12 protein-coding genes and 2 tRNA genes are annotated in these 17457 nt (G+C 56.9%); 5 read left to right on the forward strand and 9 right to left on the reverse strand.

Going from position 1 to position 17457, the window contains the following annotated elements; genetic code table 11:
• Positions 1-15 precede the first annotated feature (15 nt).
• Positions 16-1158, reverse strand: a complete 1143-nt coding sequence (locus HMPREF0908_RS02765; RefSeq protein ID WP_006689912.1) for an amidohydrolase — start codon at positions 1156-1158, stop codon at positions 16-18.
• A 203-nt stretch (positions 1159-1361) separates the two neighbouring features.
• Between HMPREF0908_RS02765 and HMPREF0908_RS02770 the strand changes: the two genes are divergently transcribed.
• From HMPREF0908_RS02770 to HMPREF0908_RS02785, 4 genes are all read left to right on the forward strand, one after another.
• Positions 1362-1438: transfer RNA gene (locus HMPREF0908_RS02770), tRNA-Val, on the forward strand.
• A gap of 39 nt (positions 1439-1477) precedes the next feature.
• Positions 1478-1553 (forward strand) — tRNA-Val (locus HMPREF0908_RS02775).
• 101 nt (positions 1554-1654) lie between these two features.
• Positions 1655-2179 (forward strand): flavin reductase, encoded by a 525-nt coding sequence (locus HMPREF0908_RS02780; protein WP_006689913.1) that lies wholly within the window; start codon positions 1655-1657, stop codon positions 2177-2179.
• Positions 2180-2181: 2 nt separating this feature from the next.
• Complete coding sequence (locus HMPREF0908_RS02785) at positions 2182-2880, forward strand: Crp/Fnr family transcriptional regulator (protein ID WP_006689914.1); 699 nt, start codon at positions 2182-2184, stop codon at positions 2878-2880.
• A 58-nt stretch (positions 2881-2938) separates the two neighbouring features.
• Here HMPREF0908_RS02785 and bioB read toward each other — a convergent pair whose 3' ends face one another.
• The 6 genes from bioB to uvrB form a co-directional block, all read right to left on the reverse strand.
• Positions 2939-3949 carry a biotin synthase BioB gene (gene bioB, locus HMPREF0908_RS02790; RefSeq protein WP_006689915.1) on the reverse strand — a complete coding sequence of 337 codons (1011 nt, stop codon included), beginning with the start codon at positions 3947-3949 and terminating at the stop codon, positions 2939-2941.
• An 82-nt stretch (positions 3950-4031) separates the two neighbouring features.
• Positions 4032-5474 (reverse strand): O-linked N-acetylglucosamine transferase family protein, encoded by a 1443-nt coding sequence (locus HMPREF0908_RS02795; RefSeq protein WP_006689916.1) that lies wholly within the window; start codon positions 5472-5474, stop codon positions 4032-4034.
• Complete coding sequence (locus HMPREF0908_RS02800) at positions 5461-6627, reverse strand: metallophosphoesterase (protein ID WP_006689917.1); 1167 nt, start codon at positions 6625-6627, stop codon at positions 5461-5463. Before HMPREF0908_RS02800 ends, HMPREF0908_RS02795 begins: the two co-directional genes overlap by 14 nt.
• 13 nt (positions 6628-6640) lie before the next feature.
• Positions 6641-7558 (reverse strand): AEC family transporter, encoded by a 918-nt coding sequence (locus HMPREF0908_RS02805; RefSeq protein WP_006689918.1) that lies wholly within the window; start codon positions 7556-7558, stop codon positions 6641-6643.
• A 222-nt stretch (positions 7559-7780) separates the two neighbouring features.
• Positions 7781-10609, reverse strand: coding sequence for an excinuclease ABC subunit UvrA (gene uvrA / locus HMPREF0908_RS02810; RefSeq protein ID WP_006689919.1), 2829 nt, complete (start codon positions 10607-10609; stop codon positions 7781-7783).
• A 13-nt stretch (positions 10610-10622) separates the two neighbouring features.
• Positions 10623-12665: an excinuclease ABC subunit UvrB gene (uvrB, locus tag HMPREF0908_RS02815; RefSeq protein ID WP_006689920.1), complete on the reverse strand. Its 2043-nt coding sequence runs from the start codon at positions 12663-12665 to the stop codon at positions 10623-10625.
• A gap of 296 nt (positions 12666-12961) precedes the next feature.
• Here uvrB and HMPREF0908_RS02820 point away from each other — a divergent pair, with 296 nt between their 5' ends.
• On the forward strand, positions 12962-13510 hold the full coding sequence (locus HMPREF0908_RS02820; RefSeq protein WP_006689921.1) for a hypothetical protein: 549 nt from the start codon (positions 12962-12964) through the stop codon (positions 13508-13510).
• A gap of 259 nt (positions 13511-13769) precedes the next feature.
• On the opposite strand, the gene HMPREF0908_RS02825 is transcribed toward HMPREF0908_RS02820, so the two are convergent.
• On the reverse strand, positions 13770-14915 hold the full coding sequence (locus HMPREF0908_RS02825) for an HD-GYP domain-containing protein (protein ID WP_006689923.1): 1146 nt from the start codon (positions 14913-14915) through the stop codon (positions 13770-13772).
• 51 nt (positions 14916-14966) lie between these two features.
• Complete coding sequence (gene leuS / locus HMPREF0908_RS02830) at positions 14967-17438, reverse strand: leucine--tRNA ligase (protein WP_006689924.1); 2472 nt, start codon at positions 17436-17438, stop codon at positions 14967-14969.
• Between the last annotated feature and the right edge of the window lie 19 nt (positions 17439-17457).

The raw sequence follows: 17457 nt of genomic DNA on the forward strand, positions 1-17457 counted from the left end.
CATCCATAAATTCGGTCAGTGCCCCTTCACCTTGCTGAGCGCCGTGCGCACAAGTTCCGCCAGATAGTCCGCTGTCGGCGCAAGGGCACGCGGGTCAACGCGGAAGGTCGGGTTGTGGATGGCGGCAGAAAGCCCTGTCCCGACGAGGACGAACATGCCCGGCACCTTTTCCTGATAGAAGGCAAAATCCTCACCGCCAAGCGATTTTGGTGCGGGTATGACATTCAGCCCGCGCTCCTTCGCCTTCTCCGCGGCGTACGACGCCCAAAAGCCATCGTTGCGCGTTGCAGGAGGGCCTTCGTACCAATCCGTCTCCACGGCAGCACCGTATGCTGCCGCCAGCTGCTCTGCCAGTGCACAGACACGCGCGCGGATCTGTGCTCGCTCCTTTGCATTCATGCTGCGCGTCGTCCCCTCGACCAATGCTTCCTCGGGAATCACGTTCCACGTATTCCCCGCCGCAATATGCGTGACGCTCACAACGCCCGCAGAGAACGGGCTGAGATTGCGTGCGACGACCGTCTGCACGGACTGAATGAACGCCGCCGCAAGGACAATCGGATCGACACCGGACTCGGGATGTGCGGCATGCGTCCCCGTGCCGCGGAAGCGGAAGACAAAGCGATCCACTGCCGCCATCACCGCTCCCTCTGAGATGCCGACCGTGCCGACCTCCATAAGGGGAGATGCATGCAGACCGAAGATCGCCGCAACGTCCTTCAATGCCCCTGCCTCGATGAGCACCTTCGCACCGCCCGGCGCCTCCTCTGCCGGCTGGAAGAAGATGCGCACACGCCCCGTAAGCTCCGCCTCATGCTGCTTGAGCAGGAGCGCCGCGCCGAGTACCGACGAGATATGGAAGTCGTGCCCGCAGGCGTGCATCCGTCCTCTATATTCCGAGCGGTACGGCAGATCTGTCTGCTCCTCAATCGGCAGAGCATCGATATCGGTGCGCAGAGCAACGAGCGGCTCCCCTTGCCCCACTTCCGCGACCAGTCCCGTCTCCAGCGGAAAATCCAGAATGCGGATCCCCGCTCGCTCCAAAGCAGCGCGAATCCGCCTCGTCGTCTCGACCTCCTCGTAGGAGAGCTCGGGATGACGATGGAACCACTCAAATTCCTCTGCGATAAATGCCTCTATATCTTCAATTGCTGCCATGATATTCTTCCTTTTAATTCATACATATATGATATGTTATATTAGAATTATATATTGAGCAGTAGGTCTTGTCAACCGTATTTTGATCCTGAACAGGAAAACGCCAACGCTCTTTCGCGGCTATTTTTTGAGAATTTCGGGTTGACAAGGCTGTATTTTATCTGTTATAATTTGTTTTGTCGTTTGGAAATGAGCGGCACTATGGGGTTATAGCTCAGTTGGTTAGAGTGTCTCGTTGACATCGAGGAGGTCACAAGTTCGAATCTTGTTAACCCCACCATTTGATTTCTCATCCGCAGTTGTGCGGATTTTTTCTTAGGCTCACTTAGCTCAGTTGGTAGAGCATCTCCGTCACATGGAGGGGGTCGGGGGTTCGAATCCCTCAGTGAGCACCATATTGACATCCGCTGCCGTCCCTGTGGGGGGACGGCTTTTTGATTCTTTCTTTTCTTATGCTATAATAGAAGCCAACACAGAATGATTCGGGAGGTATATCATGGCAATCAAGGAAATTCGCCCAACGGATTTGACAGAGAATGTGTTCAAACTGATTGGTCAGGACTGGATGTTGGTCAGTGCCGTACACAATGGGAAGATCAATGGAATGACGGCTTCGTGGGGTGGTCTTGGCATTCTTTGGGCACGTCCTGTCGCCTATGTTTTCATTCGTCCGACGCGCTACACGAAAGAGTTCGTCGATGCATCCGACGGCATCACCCTTTCGGTTTTTGAGAAGAAATACAAGCCGATGATGCAGTATTTCGGAACGGTATCCGGGCGTGATGAGGATAAGATCGCAAAGTACGCGCTGACACAGAAGGAACATGGTGCTTATACCTACTTTGATGAGGCACGCCTCACACTGCTCACAAAGAAGCTCTATGCACAGACGTTGGATGCATCCTTCTTTACGAAAGCTGCTGTAAATGGGCAGGAGGATTTTCCTCATACCTACTACCCGGAACATGACTACCACACCATGTATATCGCAGAGATCGATAGCATCCTGGTAAAGGAGTAAGTATGTCAACGAACGACAAGGAAACTGCTGCACGCATTCTCGCCGCTTCCTCTCTCGCTCGTGACATGAACGAGGATGACGTGGAAGAGCTGCTTGCCTCAAGCGATGTGCGTCTGCATACCTATCCGAAGGACACCATCATCTTCCATGACGGTGATATGCCTCGTTCGCTCTACATTCTGATTGCAGGCGAGGTTCACATTCTCAAGGACACGCGCTCAGGGCGTCAAATTTTCATCACAGAGATCAATCACCCGGGCGATATGTTCGGTGAGGTCTACGAGGTGCTGCAGCGCCCCTACGATATGTACGTCTCTACGACAAGACGGACAACCCTGCTCGAGGTATCGAGCAGACTCTTTACGCTGGACATCGGCAAGACACCGCACCGCTCTGCCCTTCTCGTTCAGCGTAACCTCATGCGCATCTTCGCGGGCAAGGCGTATGCGATGCACACAAAGCTCAAAGTGCTCGCAAGCGGTACGCTGCGCGAAAAGATCGTCCGCTATCTCCTGCCCCACATCGACGAGAGCGGATGTGCAGCACTCTCCGTCAGCCGTGAGTTCATCGCTGCCGATCTCGCCGTCAGCCGCCCCTCCCTCTCACGTGAGCTGAGTGCAATGCAGCGCGATGGCATCATCACGGCGGCAGGACGAAAGATCTGCATCACGGATATGGAAAAATTTGAGAGTTATCTATAACCAAAAGGACCGCCAACGAAACATTTCAGCTTCGTTGGCGGTCCTTGTTTTTGATGAATCATCGTGCCGCGCACGAGCCCGTGTGCACACTGCAGTCCTCGTCGCGGTTCGTCAGGCCGAGCTCCTTCAGCAGTTCCATATCCTGAGCGATCGTCGTACCCGAGGTCGTGAGCATATTGCCCGTGATGGAGGCAGACGCTCCGGAGAGGAACGCCGTCGCGCCGTTCTCCGGGAGCAGCTTGCGCCCTGCGCCGAGGCGGATGTTCGCCGTCGGATTGATAAAGCGGAAGATCGCCACTGTACGCAGGATGTCCTCACCCGAGAGCGGAGCGAGATGCTCCAGTGCCGTCCCCGGAATCGCCATCAGCGAGTTGATGGGAATGGACTCGATGCCGAGCTCCTGCAGGGCGAACGCCATATCAAAGCGATCCGCCCACGTCTCGCCCATGCCGATGATGCCGCCCGAGCAGACACACATCCCCTCTGCCTGTGCCGCCTTGATCGTGCGGATGCGGTCGGCGTACGTATGCGTCGTGCAGATCTGCGGGAAATACCGCTCCGATGTCTCGATGTTGTGATGATAGCTCGTCACCCCCGCCTCGCGCAGGCGGCGCAGCTGACTGCGCGTGAGGAGGCCATGCGACGCACAGAGATCAATCGTCAGCGACTTCCGCATCGCACGATAGGCATCGAGTGCCCGCTCGAACTCCTCACCTGAGAGAGCCCCGCCCGAAGTAACAATGGAGAAGCGGTTCGCCCCCGCATCCTGATTCGCCTTCGCATGAGCGATGATCTCCTCCTGCGGTAGGAACGGATACGTCTCCACGCCCGTCTTGTGACACGCCGCCTGTGCGCAGTACTTGCAGTTCTCCCCGCAGCGGCCGCTGCGGCCGTTGATGATCGTACACAGATCGATATGGTTTCCGCAGAACTGCTGCTGCAGGCGATGTGCGCCCTCCTGCAGCTCCTCCAGCGGAGCATCCATGAATATCGAGCGGTCATCCTCACGGCGGACGCGGTAGCCCGCGATAATCTTCTGCGTCAGTTCAGCAATACGGCGTTTCTGCATAAAAAAATCCCTGCCTTATCATAGATCGTACGTATGAGGTCTATTATAGAGCAGGAATTTTATTACGTCAACTAAATATTGTCTATTGGTTTACCTTTGCTCCATGCGCATCCCAATAGCTGTCCAATGCCTCCGCGACGGATGCCGTATACGCCGCCAGACCCGTCAGATGAGATGCGAGCACTGCGTCACGCAGTGCTTCGCGGCGTGTGCGCAGAGCGGCTACATCCTCCGCGAGCGCACAGGAAATGCGCTCATAGGCACGAGCATCGGATGCGATCCACTGCGTCTGCCCCGCCGCCGCGAGCACGGACGCACTGCGCCGCGCCGTGTGCGTCTCCCCGCACAGGGTCACAACGGGAACGCCGTGGAGGAGCGCCTCCGCCGCCTCCGCCGCCCCGGAAAAGGGGAAGGTATCAAGGACGACATCGACAGAGTCATAGTCCAAAGCTCCCGCACCGCCCGGCTTCACAAAGATGCGCTTCATGGGCAGCTTCAGCCCGTCCAGCATCTCGACAATCGTTGTCACGCGCAGAGGGCTGTCCTCCGTATCCTGCAGGATGAGCTGCGCCTTAGGGAGTTTTTTCAGGATGCGTCCCCATACCTTCAGTACCTCCTCGTTGATGCACATGAAGTCCTGCGTCACACCGAAGGTCAGCGGTGCATCTGCCGCACGCTCCGCAAGAGGCGCACAGCGCAGGGCATCATCCGCCGCATAGCACAACGCATGCGGCAGGTGCAGCAGCTCCTCGCTGTAGAACTCCTCCGTCCCCGCAGGAGAGAGCAGCGCATCCGTCAGGAACGCATCGACAAAGGGCATCCCTGTTGTAGAGACTGCATCCAATCCCGCCAGCTGTACGGGCGCAGGGCGCAGCGCGAGCACGGGGAGCGTCGCACCGCCGTCCCGATGTCCGCCGAGGTCAATCAGGATGTCGATCTCATCTGCACAGATGCGCTCCGCCTGCTCCTGCGGCGTCCCCTGCGCGAACACAGCAGTATGAACACCCGCTGCTGCCCACGACGCAGGTGCATTCGTGCGGTCGGTGAGCGCATAGGCATAGACATCGTATTGCTCCGTCAGATGCACGGCCAGTGCGCTATAGAACGCCGTATGGTCAAACTGCGGCGCAAGGAAGCCGATACGCAGCCGCGCGTGATGGACGGAAGCACGCGGCGGCAGCGGCTCCTCGCGCTGATAGAGCGACGCACACATCGCGAACTGCGGCTGCAGCTCCTTCGGTGTCAGCTGCGCCGCTGCATGGCAGAAATAGAGGTAACGGGAGAAATGCTCCCGCTGAAGGCGCAGGCTCTCGTCTTCGGTCGCCGCCTCAAAGTATGCAGCAATCGCCCCCTCCGTATCGGCAAGCGCACAGCAGCACATTCCCATCATCTCAGAGAAACGCCACTGCTCGTCTGCGGGGATCTCCTCGTGCGCACGCATATAGAGAATCGCCTCAATCGCCTCGTAGATGTACCCCGTATGAATATCCTCACGCAGGGCATTGTAGTCCTCAATCCAGCTCATACGTCGCTTGCTCCAATCTAAAATACGCCGTCTCGGGCGGACAGCCGATCCGCAGGGGGAACCAGCTGCCGTTGCCCGTGTGCACATAGCCATAATTCTCCCCGATGCGCACCATCCCGCGCGTATACTTAAAGACGGGGAAAATGGGCTGTCCGAGAATGCCGAACTGACTGCCGTGCGTATGTCCCGTCAGCGTCAGAGGGACACGCCCGTCTGCCGCCGCATCATCGATGAACTCGGGATGATGCGCGAGGAGCACCGTCACCGCATGCACAGGAACATCCTCCATCGCTGCCGCAAAGAACTCTGCCTTTTCCGTGTAGAATGCATCCCCGCGTGCAAAGGGATAATCTGTGCCCGCAAGGTAGAGCGCGCCGCAGCCCGGAACGCACTCCGCTGCGTTGAGGAGAACATGAACGCGCCCCCTGCGTGCCATCTGCGTGACAATGGGGAGCGCATTGCGCCGAAAGTACTCGTGATTGCCGATGCAGTACCAGATCCCGCGCGGAAAATCCTCTGCGTGGGCTTCAAGCACTGCAGCCGCCGCCTCGTTCAGATGCTCCGCATCAAAGAGGTCGCCCGTCACGGCGAGCAGATCAGCCCCCCCTGCCGCTGTTTCGGTGAGAAGCGCATCGAATTCCTCCACAGAGAAAAATGCACCGAGATGCACGTCGCTGATCTGCGCAATCACCAGCCCCTCCGCCTCAGACGGGAGATTCCTCACGGGGATGCGATAGTCATGGCGCACGGCTGACGTCCGCTCGATGAATGCCCCGTAGCTGCCGAGCAGTGCTCCCGCCGTCGGATAGAGTGCGGCACATTGCAGCACGCGCCGCCGTGCGGGACTGTACGGGACGCCGCGCATCCTGCGGACTGCCGCACGCACGAGGACGGCGAGCATCGTCAGAAGCAGTGCGATGATCTGCGCAACGTAGCCCAGGAAGATCGGCAGGGCGAGCATCCCCGCCCAGCCCTCCGTCCGATGCGAAGCAAAAAGAAAGAGCATCGCGCCGACGCCGAGGACATCAAAGAGGACGATCGCCGCACGCGCCGCGCGCAGCCGCCGTCCCTCCGTCAGGTACCGCAGGAAAAATACAGACAGCCCTGCGATTAGGGCTATGGCAGACACTAAGATCAGAACAAAGATGGGCAAATGTACCTCCCTGTCAAATTCCCGTAATCATCGACACGAACGGTATCGTCGCCACGGAGATGACCGTCGAGAGCGCGATGATCTCCGTCATAAGCGGATAGGCGACCTTGTTGTAGAGCAGGGCGACCATCGCCACCATACCGCCCGTCGGCGCGGCGACGATGACGAGGCTGCAGCCGAGGATGTAGGGATTCGTGACGAAGAACTTCATCGCAAAGAGAATGGGGATGGGCAGCACCACAGCCTTGAGAAAGGTGTAGACGAGCAGCTTGTGGTCGGTCAGCATGTGGCGCATGTGGATATCCTTCAGCGATGCGCCGATCATCATCATCGCGAGCGGCGCCGTCATCGCACCGATCATCGTAAACGCCTGCAGGAGGAGCGGATTTGTCGGAATCTCACCGAAGTAGATCACGCAGGCGATCAGCGAGGCGATGATGCCGGGATTCAGCAGCATGCGCACCATCTCAAGACCGCGCTGTTTATGAATGCTGATGGAGGAAACGCCGTAGATGAAAAAGAGCAGATTGACGGGAATGAAGAACAGCGTCATATAGACGACCGCCTGATCGCCGTACACCCCCTGCACAAGCGGCAGCCCCATGAAGAGTGAGTTGTTGAACCAAAACGAGAGGTTCACCGCACCGCGCAGACGTCCGCGATAGCGCAGGAGAATCGGCAGCAGGAAACCGACGGCGCACATCATCACGAGGAGAATGGCGTAGTCGAGATAGGTGTCAATAACCTGCGCCAGATCCATGTGCTCCTGTGCGTGCATCGCTGAGGAGATGATGAGGCAGGGGCACGCGATATTGACAATCAGGGAGGAAAACTGCTCCTGATTGTTCGGAATGATGATCTTGTATCGGCGGGCAAGCGCCCCTGCAAAAATCATCAGAAAGAATACGATCATCTGCCCTAAAATCAGCATTTCTACATTACCTTCTTTATTTCAGTTATTTCTCTTTCATGCAAGCGCCTCGCGAACACTTAGTTACGCAAGTGATCGCGTGCTCATTCGCCTAAATACCGGCGCACTTCTTAAACGCGCTTCGCTTGAACGAAAGAAGTACGCCGGGGGCGAGTCGCATGCTTTCCTCACTTGCTCCACTAGGGTTCGCTTTGGGGCTTTGCATCACATTCATTCGAGACATCAATGTTTCTCTTCCAGCAGGGGCTTCAGGAAGCGCCCCGTATAGGATGCCTTCACCTGCACGAGCTCCTCGGGCGTTCCCTGGGCGACAATCGTGCCGCCGCCCGTGCCGCCCTCGGGACCGAGGTCGATGATGTGATCCGCCGTCTTGATGACGTCGAGATTGTGCTCGATGACGACCACCGTATCGCCGCCGTCTACGAGCCGCTGCAGGATGAGGAGCAGCTTGTGGATGTCCGCCGCATGCAGCCCCGTCGTCGGCTCGTCGAGGATATAGAGTGTCTTTCCCGTGCTGCGCCGCGCCAGCTCCGTCGCAAGCTTGACGCGCTGCGCCTCACCGCCCGAGAGCGTCGTCGCAGGCTGTCCAAGGCGGATGTAGCCGAGCCCCACGTCGCGGATGATCTCGAGCTTGCGCGCGATGCGCGGTACATTCGCAAAGAACTCCACCGCCTCGTCAATCGTCATGTCGAGCACCTCGGCGATGGTCTTGCCCTTGTAGTGCACCTCGAGCGTCTCGCGGTTGTAGCGCGCCCCCTTGCAGACCTCACAGGGAACGTAGACATCGGGAAGAAACTGCATCTCGATCTTCAGGATGCCGTCGCCCCGGCACGCCTCACAGCGTCCGCCCTTCACGTTAAAGCTGAACCGCCCCGCCTTATAGCCGCGCATACGCGACTCGCTCACCTGACTGAACAGCTCGCGGATCGCATCGAACACCCCCGTGTAGGTCGCGGGATTCGAGCGCGGCGTGCGTCCGATCGGCTGCTGATCGATGTTGATGACCTTGTCGATATGCTCAAGCCCCTTGATCTTCTTGTGCTTGCCGGGCTTTCCCTTCGCGCGGTAGAGCCGCGAGGCGACACCGCGATAGAGGATCTCGTTGACGAGCGTCGACTTGCCCGAGCCGGACACGCCCGTCACAAGCGTTAGCGTGCCAAGCGGAAATTTCACATTGACATTCTTCAGATTGTTCTCCGCCGCACCCACGATCTCCAGAAAATAGCCGTTTCCCCTGCGCCGCTCTGCGGGCACGGGGATGAACTTTTTGCGTGAGAGATACTGCCCCGTGATGGATGCAGGATTCTTCATGATCTCTGCCGCCGTTCCCTCTGCAACCACCTCGCCGCCATGCTCTCCTGCGCCGGGGCCAATATCGATGATATGATCGGCGGCGTACATCGTATCTTCGTCATGCTCCACAACAATGAGCGTATTGCCGAGGTCACGCAGATGCCGAAGGGTCGCGAGCAAGCGGTTGTTGTCACGCTGATGCAGCCCGATGCTCGGCTCATCAAGGATGTAGAGCACCCCCATCAGCCCCGAGCCGATCTGCGTCGCGAGGCGGATGCGCTGTGCCTCTCCGCCCGACAGCGTCGATGCCGCACGCGAGAGCGTCAGATAGTCGAGTCCCACATCGAGGAGAAAATGGAGGCGTGCATGAATTTCCTTCAAAATCTCTCCGGCTATTTTTGCCTCACGCGGCGTAAAATCCTGCTCTGCCTCCGTTAGAAACGCATCTGCCTCACGAATCGTAAGTGCCGTGAGTGCGGCGATATTCTTCCCGCCGACCATCACGGCGAGCGCCTCAGGCTTTAGCCGCGCCCCGTGGCACGCCGAGCACGGCGTATCTGTCATATAGTCCTCGTAGCTCTCACGCATCTCCTCCGAGTCCGTCTCGCGATAGCGGCGCGTGAGTGCGGGCAAAACGCCCTCGTACGGGACATGGTATTCCTTCTCCTCGCCGAACATATTCGTGTACTGGAAGGAAACATACTCATCCGACCCATAGAGCAGCATCTTCTGCGTCTTCTTGTCCATGCGGTTCCACTGCGTATGCGCGTCATAGTCGTGCGCCGCCAGGAGTGCTGTGATCGCCCGCATCCCATAGGAATTCGGATTTTTCGAGAGCGGTGCAAAGACACCGTCTGCCACGCTGAGCGTCGGGTCGGGAACGACGAGCGCAGGGTCAAACTCCTTGTGACTGCCGAGCCCCGTACAGACGGGGCACGCGCCGAATGGGCTGTTAAATGAAAACATGCGCGGTGCGATCTCGGGCAGTGAGATGCCGCAGTCCACACAGGCGAAGTTCTCACTGAACATGAGGAGATCGCCGTCCACCACCTGTACGTAGACCACGCCCTCACCTGCGTGGAGCGCCGTCTCCAGGGAGTCTGCCAGACGGCTCTCCATGCCCTCGCGCACGACGAGGCGATCTACGACGATCTCAATCGTGTGCTTCTTCTGCTTTTCGAGCGCGATCTCCTCGCCGAGATCATGCAGCTCTCCGTCGATGCGCACGCGCACATAGCCCTCGCGGCGAATCTGTTCGAGCACCTTCTTGTGCTCGCCCTTCTTGCCGCGCACGAGCTGCGCCATGATGAGGAGCTTTGCTCCTGCGGGCAGCTGCATGATCCGATCCACCATCTGATCGACGCTCTGCTGCGTGATCGGCTTGCCGCAGTTCGGGCAGTGCGGGCGTCCCGCGCGCGCATAGAGCAGGCGCAGATAGTCGTAGATCTCCGTCACCGTCCCGACCGTCGAGCGCGGATTGTGGCTCGTCGTCTTCTGGTCAATCGAGATAGCGGGCGACAGTCCCTCGATGTTGTCCACATCGGGCTTGTCCATCTGCCCAAGGAACTGCCGTGCGTAGGCGGACAGCGACTCCACATAGCGGCGCTGCCCCTCGGCATAGATCGTATCAAATGCGAGCGAGGACTTCCCCGAGCCGGAGAGCCCCGTCACCACAACTAATTTATCGCGCGGTATCTGCACGTTGATATTCTTTAGATTATGGGCACGCGCGCCCTCGATCTTGATGTATTCATTCATTATCTGTATGTCCTTATTTTTTCTTCTTCGGCAGTTCACCCTCGAGTTCGACGATCATGTCGCGCAGCTCTGCCGCACGCTCGAACTCCAGTGCACGCGACGCCTGCCGCATCTCGCGCAGAAGACTCTTGACGAGGTTCTCGCGCTCCTTCTTGCCGAGTTTTTTCTTTGCCTTGCCGTCCTTCTTCCCGTACGGGCTCTTATCCTCAGCCGCGACAAGCGTCATCTCGATGAGCGGGACGATGGGCTTGACGATGGTCTTTGGCACGATGCCGTGCTCCTCGTTGTACTCCTGCTGTATCGCACGGCGGCGCTCCGTCTCGTCGATGGCGCGCTGCATCGAGCCCGTGATGACATCGCCGTACATGATGACGTGCCCGCCGGCGTTGCGGGCGGCACGTCCGATGGTCTGGATGAGCGCGGTGTCAGAGCGCAGAAAGCCCTCCTTGTCCGCGTCGAGGATGGCGATGAGCGAGACCTCCGGCATATCGAGCCCCTCGCGCAGGAGATTGATGCCGACGAGCACGTCGAACTCGCCCGCGCGCAGATCGTGAATGATCTCCGCGCGCTCGATGGTTGCGATGTCCGAGTGGAGGTAGCGCACCTTAACGCCCGCCTCACGCAGATACTCAGTGAGGTTCTCTGCCATGCGCTTGGTGAGCGTCGTGACGAGGACGCGTTCATTGCGCCCGATGCGCAGGCGGATCTCGCCCATGAGGTCGTCGATCTGCCCTGCGAGCGGACGCACCTCGACCTCGGGATCGAGGAGCCCTGTCGGGCGAATGATCTGCTGGGCGACCTGCTGTGCCTGCTGCATCTCGTATTTTCCGGGCGTCGCGGAGACGTAGACGATCTGATTGATGCGCGCCGCGAACTCCTCGAACGTCAGCGGACGGTTGTCGAACGCGGACGGCAGGCGAAAGCCGTTGTCCACGAGCGAGACCTTGCGGCTGCGGTCGCCGCCGTACATGGCGTGAATCTGCGGCAGTGTCACATGCGACTCGTCGATCATGATGAGGAAGTCCTCAGGGAAGTAGTCGAGGAGAGTGTACGGTGTCGCGCCCGGCGCACGGTGCGTGAGGTGACGCGAGTAGTTCTCGATGCCGGAGCAGTAGCCCATCTCCTGCATCATTTCGAGGTCATAGTTCGTGCGCTGCTCCAGCCGCTGTGCCTCAAGGAGTTTGCCCTCACCTTTCAGTACGGCGAGCCGCTCCTCAAGCTCCGTGCGAATGTCAGCCATGGCGATCTTCATATCCTCATCGTCCGTGACGTAGTGGGACGCCGGAAACACCATGGAGTGAAGCCGCTCGCCGTAAACCTCGCCCGTCGTCACGTCGAACTCGATGATGCGCTCCACCTCGTCGCCGAACATCTCAATGCGCACGCCGCGGTTGTTGTACCCTGCGGGAAAGATCTCAATCACGTCGCCGCGCACACGGAAACGTCCGCGCTCAAACGCGATATCGTTGCGCTCGTAACGGATGGAGATGAGCTTCTGCAGGATCTCCTCGCGCGTGATTGTCTGCCCCTTGTGCACGGAGAGAACCATCTCGTGATAACTCTCCGGCGAGCCGAGTCCGTAAATGCACGAGACGCTCGCCACGATGATGACGTCGCGCCGCTCAAAGAGCGAACAGGTCGCGGAGTGGCGCAGCTCATCGATCTCATCGTTGATCGATGCATCCTTTTCAATATAGGTATCCGTCTGGGCGATGTACGCCTCAGGCTGGTAGAAGTCGTAGTAGCTGACAAAGTAACCGACGTAGTTGTCGGGAAAAAATGACTTGAACTCACTCGCGAGCTGTGCGGCGAGAGTCTTGTTGTGTGCGATGACGAGGGTCGGACGCTGAACGCGCTCGATGACCTTTGCCATCGTGTAGGTCTTGCCCGTGCCCGTGGCTCCGAGCAGCACCTGTGCCGTCATACCGTTCTCGATGCCGCCGGCAAGATCGGCAATCGCCTGCGGCTGATCGCCCATCGGTTCAAACGGCGCAACAACCTTGAACGGGATCTCCCCCTCGAACTGCGTTGTATTAAGTTTTGGCACCATCGCCATGCGTTCCCCTCCTTCACGAAAAGCTATTTCTTCATTATATCGTATCCGTCAAGGGGTGCAAAAATTTTTCCTGTCATATTTTATAAAAGGATGTCCCCTACCGCAGCTTTTGTTCAAAAGCATATAGATGCAAAAGAACTCAAAAGTAAGAAGGATATAACGGCAAGTGAGGAGAATTATCTCCGTGGGAGAGTAAAATAACTCTTGAGAAAACAAACTCATAGCTCCCCCTTAACCGAAATGCAATAGACATAAAAGAAAGAAATTGCTTTGAATATGATAGAGGAGAAGCTTATATGTTCAAAATAAATTATGCAATAATGGATACGGAAGATGAGATAAAGACTTTTACACCATCTGATTGCTATATCTGTGGGCTGTTTGAAATCGTTGTAAATGAAAAAGGGTATGGAGACTATAGTGAAGAAGAAAGAATAAGAAAATGCACGACACTTTATGTATACCTTTCATGGTGGTTTGAACAACTGACAGCAATCGTAAAGGAGATCAAGAAACATGAATATGCCTTATTAAATGATCTTGAGACATATAAGACTTGGATCGAGTTTATCTATAAAGAAAATTATATTGAACTCAGTATAATAAGAGTTGAAAATTGCACAGAGGGACCATATCTTTCTTTCGAGGATATTCTTCCATCCGAAAGAGAATATGGTGAGTGGAAAAAAGAAAAAGTTTCCTTTGAGGAGTTTTCTAACGAGTTAATAAACACCGCTGAAAGCTTTTTGCATACAATTTACTCAATAAACCCAACGCTGCGAAAAAATTCTACAATTGAAACGATAGAAGAAAATCTTTTGGATATCAAAACTCATACAACATGAACGGTTGGGGAATTGCGGATAAAATGCATTTCGTCCATCGGCATCGATCTGCCCTTCCAAAAGAATCACTATCCATCGTAAAACACAAAGGACTTTCAGCGCAGAAGAGCTCTGAAAGTCCTTATATATTTAGTGTTCATGCTATATATCAGTGATTGCCTTCGCACGATTTTCACGCGGGAACATCGTTCCGTTGTCACCATGAAGGAGATGGCACAGGTATCTGCCTTCGAGGCTGCTGCAGGAAGCCGTGTACAATTTACAGTTTGCTGACTTCGCTTGCCGTCATGATCTCGACGACGGTAATATCCTTGACGGTGTTGAGGTCAATAAAACCGCCGTCCGCGAGCTGAACAACAGGCATCGCCGTAACACGTGACTCGTCAATATAGACGATACGTCCTGCCGTCCCGTCTGAGAGACGGAGCCAGCAGCCGTTGAGTGCGGCGTTCATCTTGCGCATGAAGAGCACAGCATACTCCGAGTCAAGTTTTCCGTCCAGTACATCGGCATAGAGCACCTTGAACACCTCGAACGGAGAACGCTTCTCCGCGTAGCTGCGGCTGGATGCCATCGCATCGTAGCAGTCGAGGATGGCAAGCACCTTGCCGAAGATCGTGATCGTATCCCCCTTCAGCCCCGAAGGATAGCCCGATCCATCGTCACGCTCATGATGCTGGATGATGCCGTTCATAAGGTCGGTGCGGCCTGCAAGTTCACTTTTTTCGACGATCTTGAAACTGTCAACGACGTGATTCTTCAAAATATCGAATTCCTCTTCCGTCAGAAGCCCCTTCTTCTCAAGCAGATCCTTCGGAATCATCTGCTTCCCGATATCAAGGAAAAGCCCTGCCAGCACCATGTTCTGGCGATCAATGCCCGTGAGGCCCATCCACCTTGCCATAAGTCCGCCGAGGATGGCAAGATGAACACAGTGATGCAGGTTGTAGTCCCCCTCCTGATCCATGCTGTAGATCATGGAAACTGCCGTCGCGCCCTCCTTGTAGAGGTCACGCAGGCGCCCGCTCGACATCACGCTCTGCAGGATGTCCATATTGAGTTTGCCTGTCTCCGCTGCTCCTTTAAACAGTTTCTCCATCTCACTGTAAACATAGCGGTAGTCCTCTTCGTACTGGCGGTCCAGCTTGGCATCACGTTCCGGCGCAGGCAGCTCATCCGCCTTTGCCCTCTCACGCTTGACCGCTTTTTCCTTCTGGACGGCGGCAAGGATACTGTCCTCATCGACGTAGACAGAAGCAACGCCCTTCTCCTTGAGCAGCTTGATGATCTCTTTGTCCAGTACCGTCCCACCCTCGACGAGTACATTCTCACTGTCGCCATCATAAACCGTACGGCCGATCAGCATTTCCGGCAGCAGACTTCGTACAGCAAACGCTTTCAGCATAATGTATACACTCTCCCATTCTTCTCTTGACCGTCTATCTTCAAGCGGCTCTTATTTCACAACGATATTGACCAGCTTCCCAGGCACGCAGACAACCTTGACCACGGTCTTGCCTGCCGTGAGTTCTTTGGCACGCGGCAGCTCTGTCACGAGCTTCTCCGTCGACAAAAGGTCAAGATCAGCAGCAACCTTCACGCGATCACGCACCTTCCCGTTGATCTGCAGAACAATCTCGACTTCATCCTGCACGAGTGCCGCTGCGTCATAGTGCGGCCACGACTCGCCGTGGATATTCCCGCCGAAGATCTTTGCCCACAGTTCTGCAGTAATATGTGGGGCAAATGGTGCAAGCATCCGCAGAAGTGCACTTGCTGTCTCGCGCGCAAGCCCCGGCGTAAGTTTCTTATCCTGGAATGCGTAAAGCGCATTGACCAGCTCCATGATGGAGGAGATCGCCGTATTGAACATGAAGCGGTCGCGCACATCCTCCGTGACCTTCTTGATGGTCGCGTGGAGCACGCGGCGCAGCTCCGCCTCCTCTGTGCTGAGCGATGCCGCATCGCAGGATGCAGGCGCTCCCTTGATTGTCTCTGCAAACTGTCCCAGGATACGCCATACGCGGCCAAGGAAGCGGTATGCTCCCTCGACGCCCTGATCGCTCCAGTCGAGATCACGGTCAACGGGCGCGGCAAAGAGGATGAAAAGCCGTGCCGTATCCGCACCGTAGCGGTCGATGATCTCCTCGGGCGAGACGACGTTGCCGAGTGACTTCGACATCTTCGCGCCGTCCTTGATGACCATGCCCTGCGTGAGGAGGTTCGTGAACGGCTCGTCGAAGTCGAGCATCCCTGCATCGCGCAGCACCTTCGTGAAGAAGCGCGCATAGAGAAGATGCAGGATTGCGTGCTCGATGCCGCCGATGTACTGATCGACCGGTGCCCAGTAGTTCACCTTGTCGCGGTCAAAGGGACGCTCTGTGTTCTTCGGATCCGCATAGCGGTAGTAGTACCACGAAGAGCAGATAAATGTGTCCATCGTATCCGTCTCGCGCGTTGCATCGCCGCCGCACTTGGGACATTTGCAGCGGAGGAAGTGTTCGCTCGACGAGAGCGGCGAGACCGTCCCCTGCTCGAACGAGACATCCTCTGGGAGACGCACGGGCAGCTCTTCCTCGGGAACGAGCACCTCACCGCATTGGGGGCAGTTGATGATGGGGATCGGGGCACCCCAGTAGCGCTGACGCGAGATGAGCCAGTCGCGCAGGCGGTAGTTGACACGACGTTTGCCGCAGCCCTGCGCCTCCGCCTCGTCCATGATCGCCTGCATCGCCGCGTGCATCTCCATCCCCGTGAACTTGCCGGAGTTGATGAGGATGCCTTCCTTTTCGGTGTATGCCGCCGTCATATCCTCGAGATGCAGCTCTCCGTCCTTCGGGCGGATCGTGAGGATCTTGCGGATGCCGTATTTCTCCGCAAACATCCAGTCGCGCTGATCCTCGGACGGCACGGCCATGACCGCGCCCGTGCCGTACTCAAAGAGAACGTAGTTCGTGACCCAGATCTCGACCTGCTCTCCGTTGAACGGATTGGTGCAGGTAATCCCTGTGAAAATGCCCTCTTTTTCCGACTCGCTCGAAGAACGCTCAATATCGGACTGCTTTTTGACGCGTGCGCAGAACGCACGGATCTCCTCCGCCTTGTTGCTGACGGCGCAGATCTTTTCGACAAGGGGATGCTCGGGGGCGAGTGCAACAAAGGTCATACCGAACACGGTGTCCGGACGCGTCGTGTAGACGGGAATCTCTGCATCCAGAGCGGGCGCGGGCAGACGGAACTCGAGGCCCTCGCTGCGTCCAATCCAGTTTGCCTGCATCGTTTTGACGCGCTCGGGCCAGCCCGGGAGTTTGTCGAGATCGGCGAGGAGTTCATCGGCATAGTCGGTGATCTTGAAGAACCACTGTGCGAGATCCTTCTTATGCACTTCTGACTTGCAGCGCCAGCACTTTCCGTCCTCAACCTGCTCGTTTGCGAGCACCGTACCGCAGGTATCGCACCAGTTCACGGATGCCTTTTTCTTGTAGGCAAGCCCCTTTTTATAAAACAGCTCAAAGAGCCACTGCGTCCAACGGTAATAATCCTCCCGGCAGGTGATGACCTCACGGTCCCAGTCGTAGGCAAGCCCCAGCGCACGCTGCTGCTTCTCCATGTTCGCAATGTTTGCGTACGTCCACTCCGCCGGATGCACCTTATTCTTGATCGCCGCATTTTCTGCGGGCATGCCGAAGGAGTCAAATCCCATCGGATGCAGGACGTTATACCCTTCCATCGTACGGAATCGCGCAATCACATCGCCAATCGAGTAGTTGCGGACATGCCCCATGTGGAGTTTTCCTGACGGATACGGAAACATCTCGAGCGCATAATACTTCGGTTTCGCCGCATCCATCTCCGTGTGGCAGCTGTGCTCCGTCTCCCAGATTTTCTGCCACTTTGCTTCAATCTCCTGCGGGCAATATCTCTCCACTCTGCTCGTACTCCTCCCA

Origin of the sequence: Centipeda flueggei ATCC 43531, from assembly GCF_000160695.1 — a bacterium.
GTDB lineage: Bacteria > Bacillota > Negativicutes > Selenomonadales > Selenomonadaceae > Centipeda > Centipeda flueggei.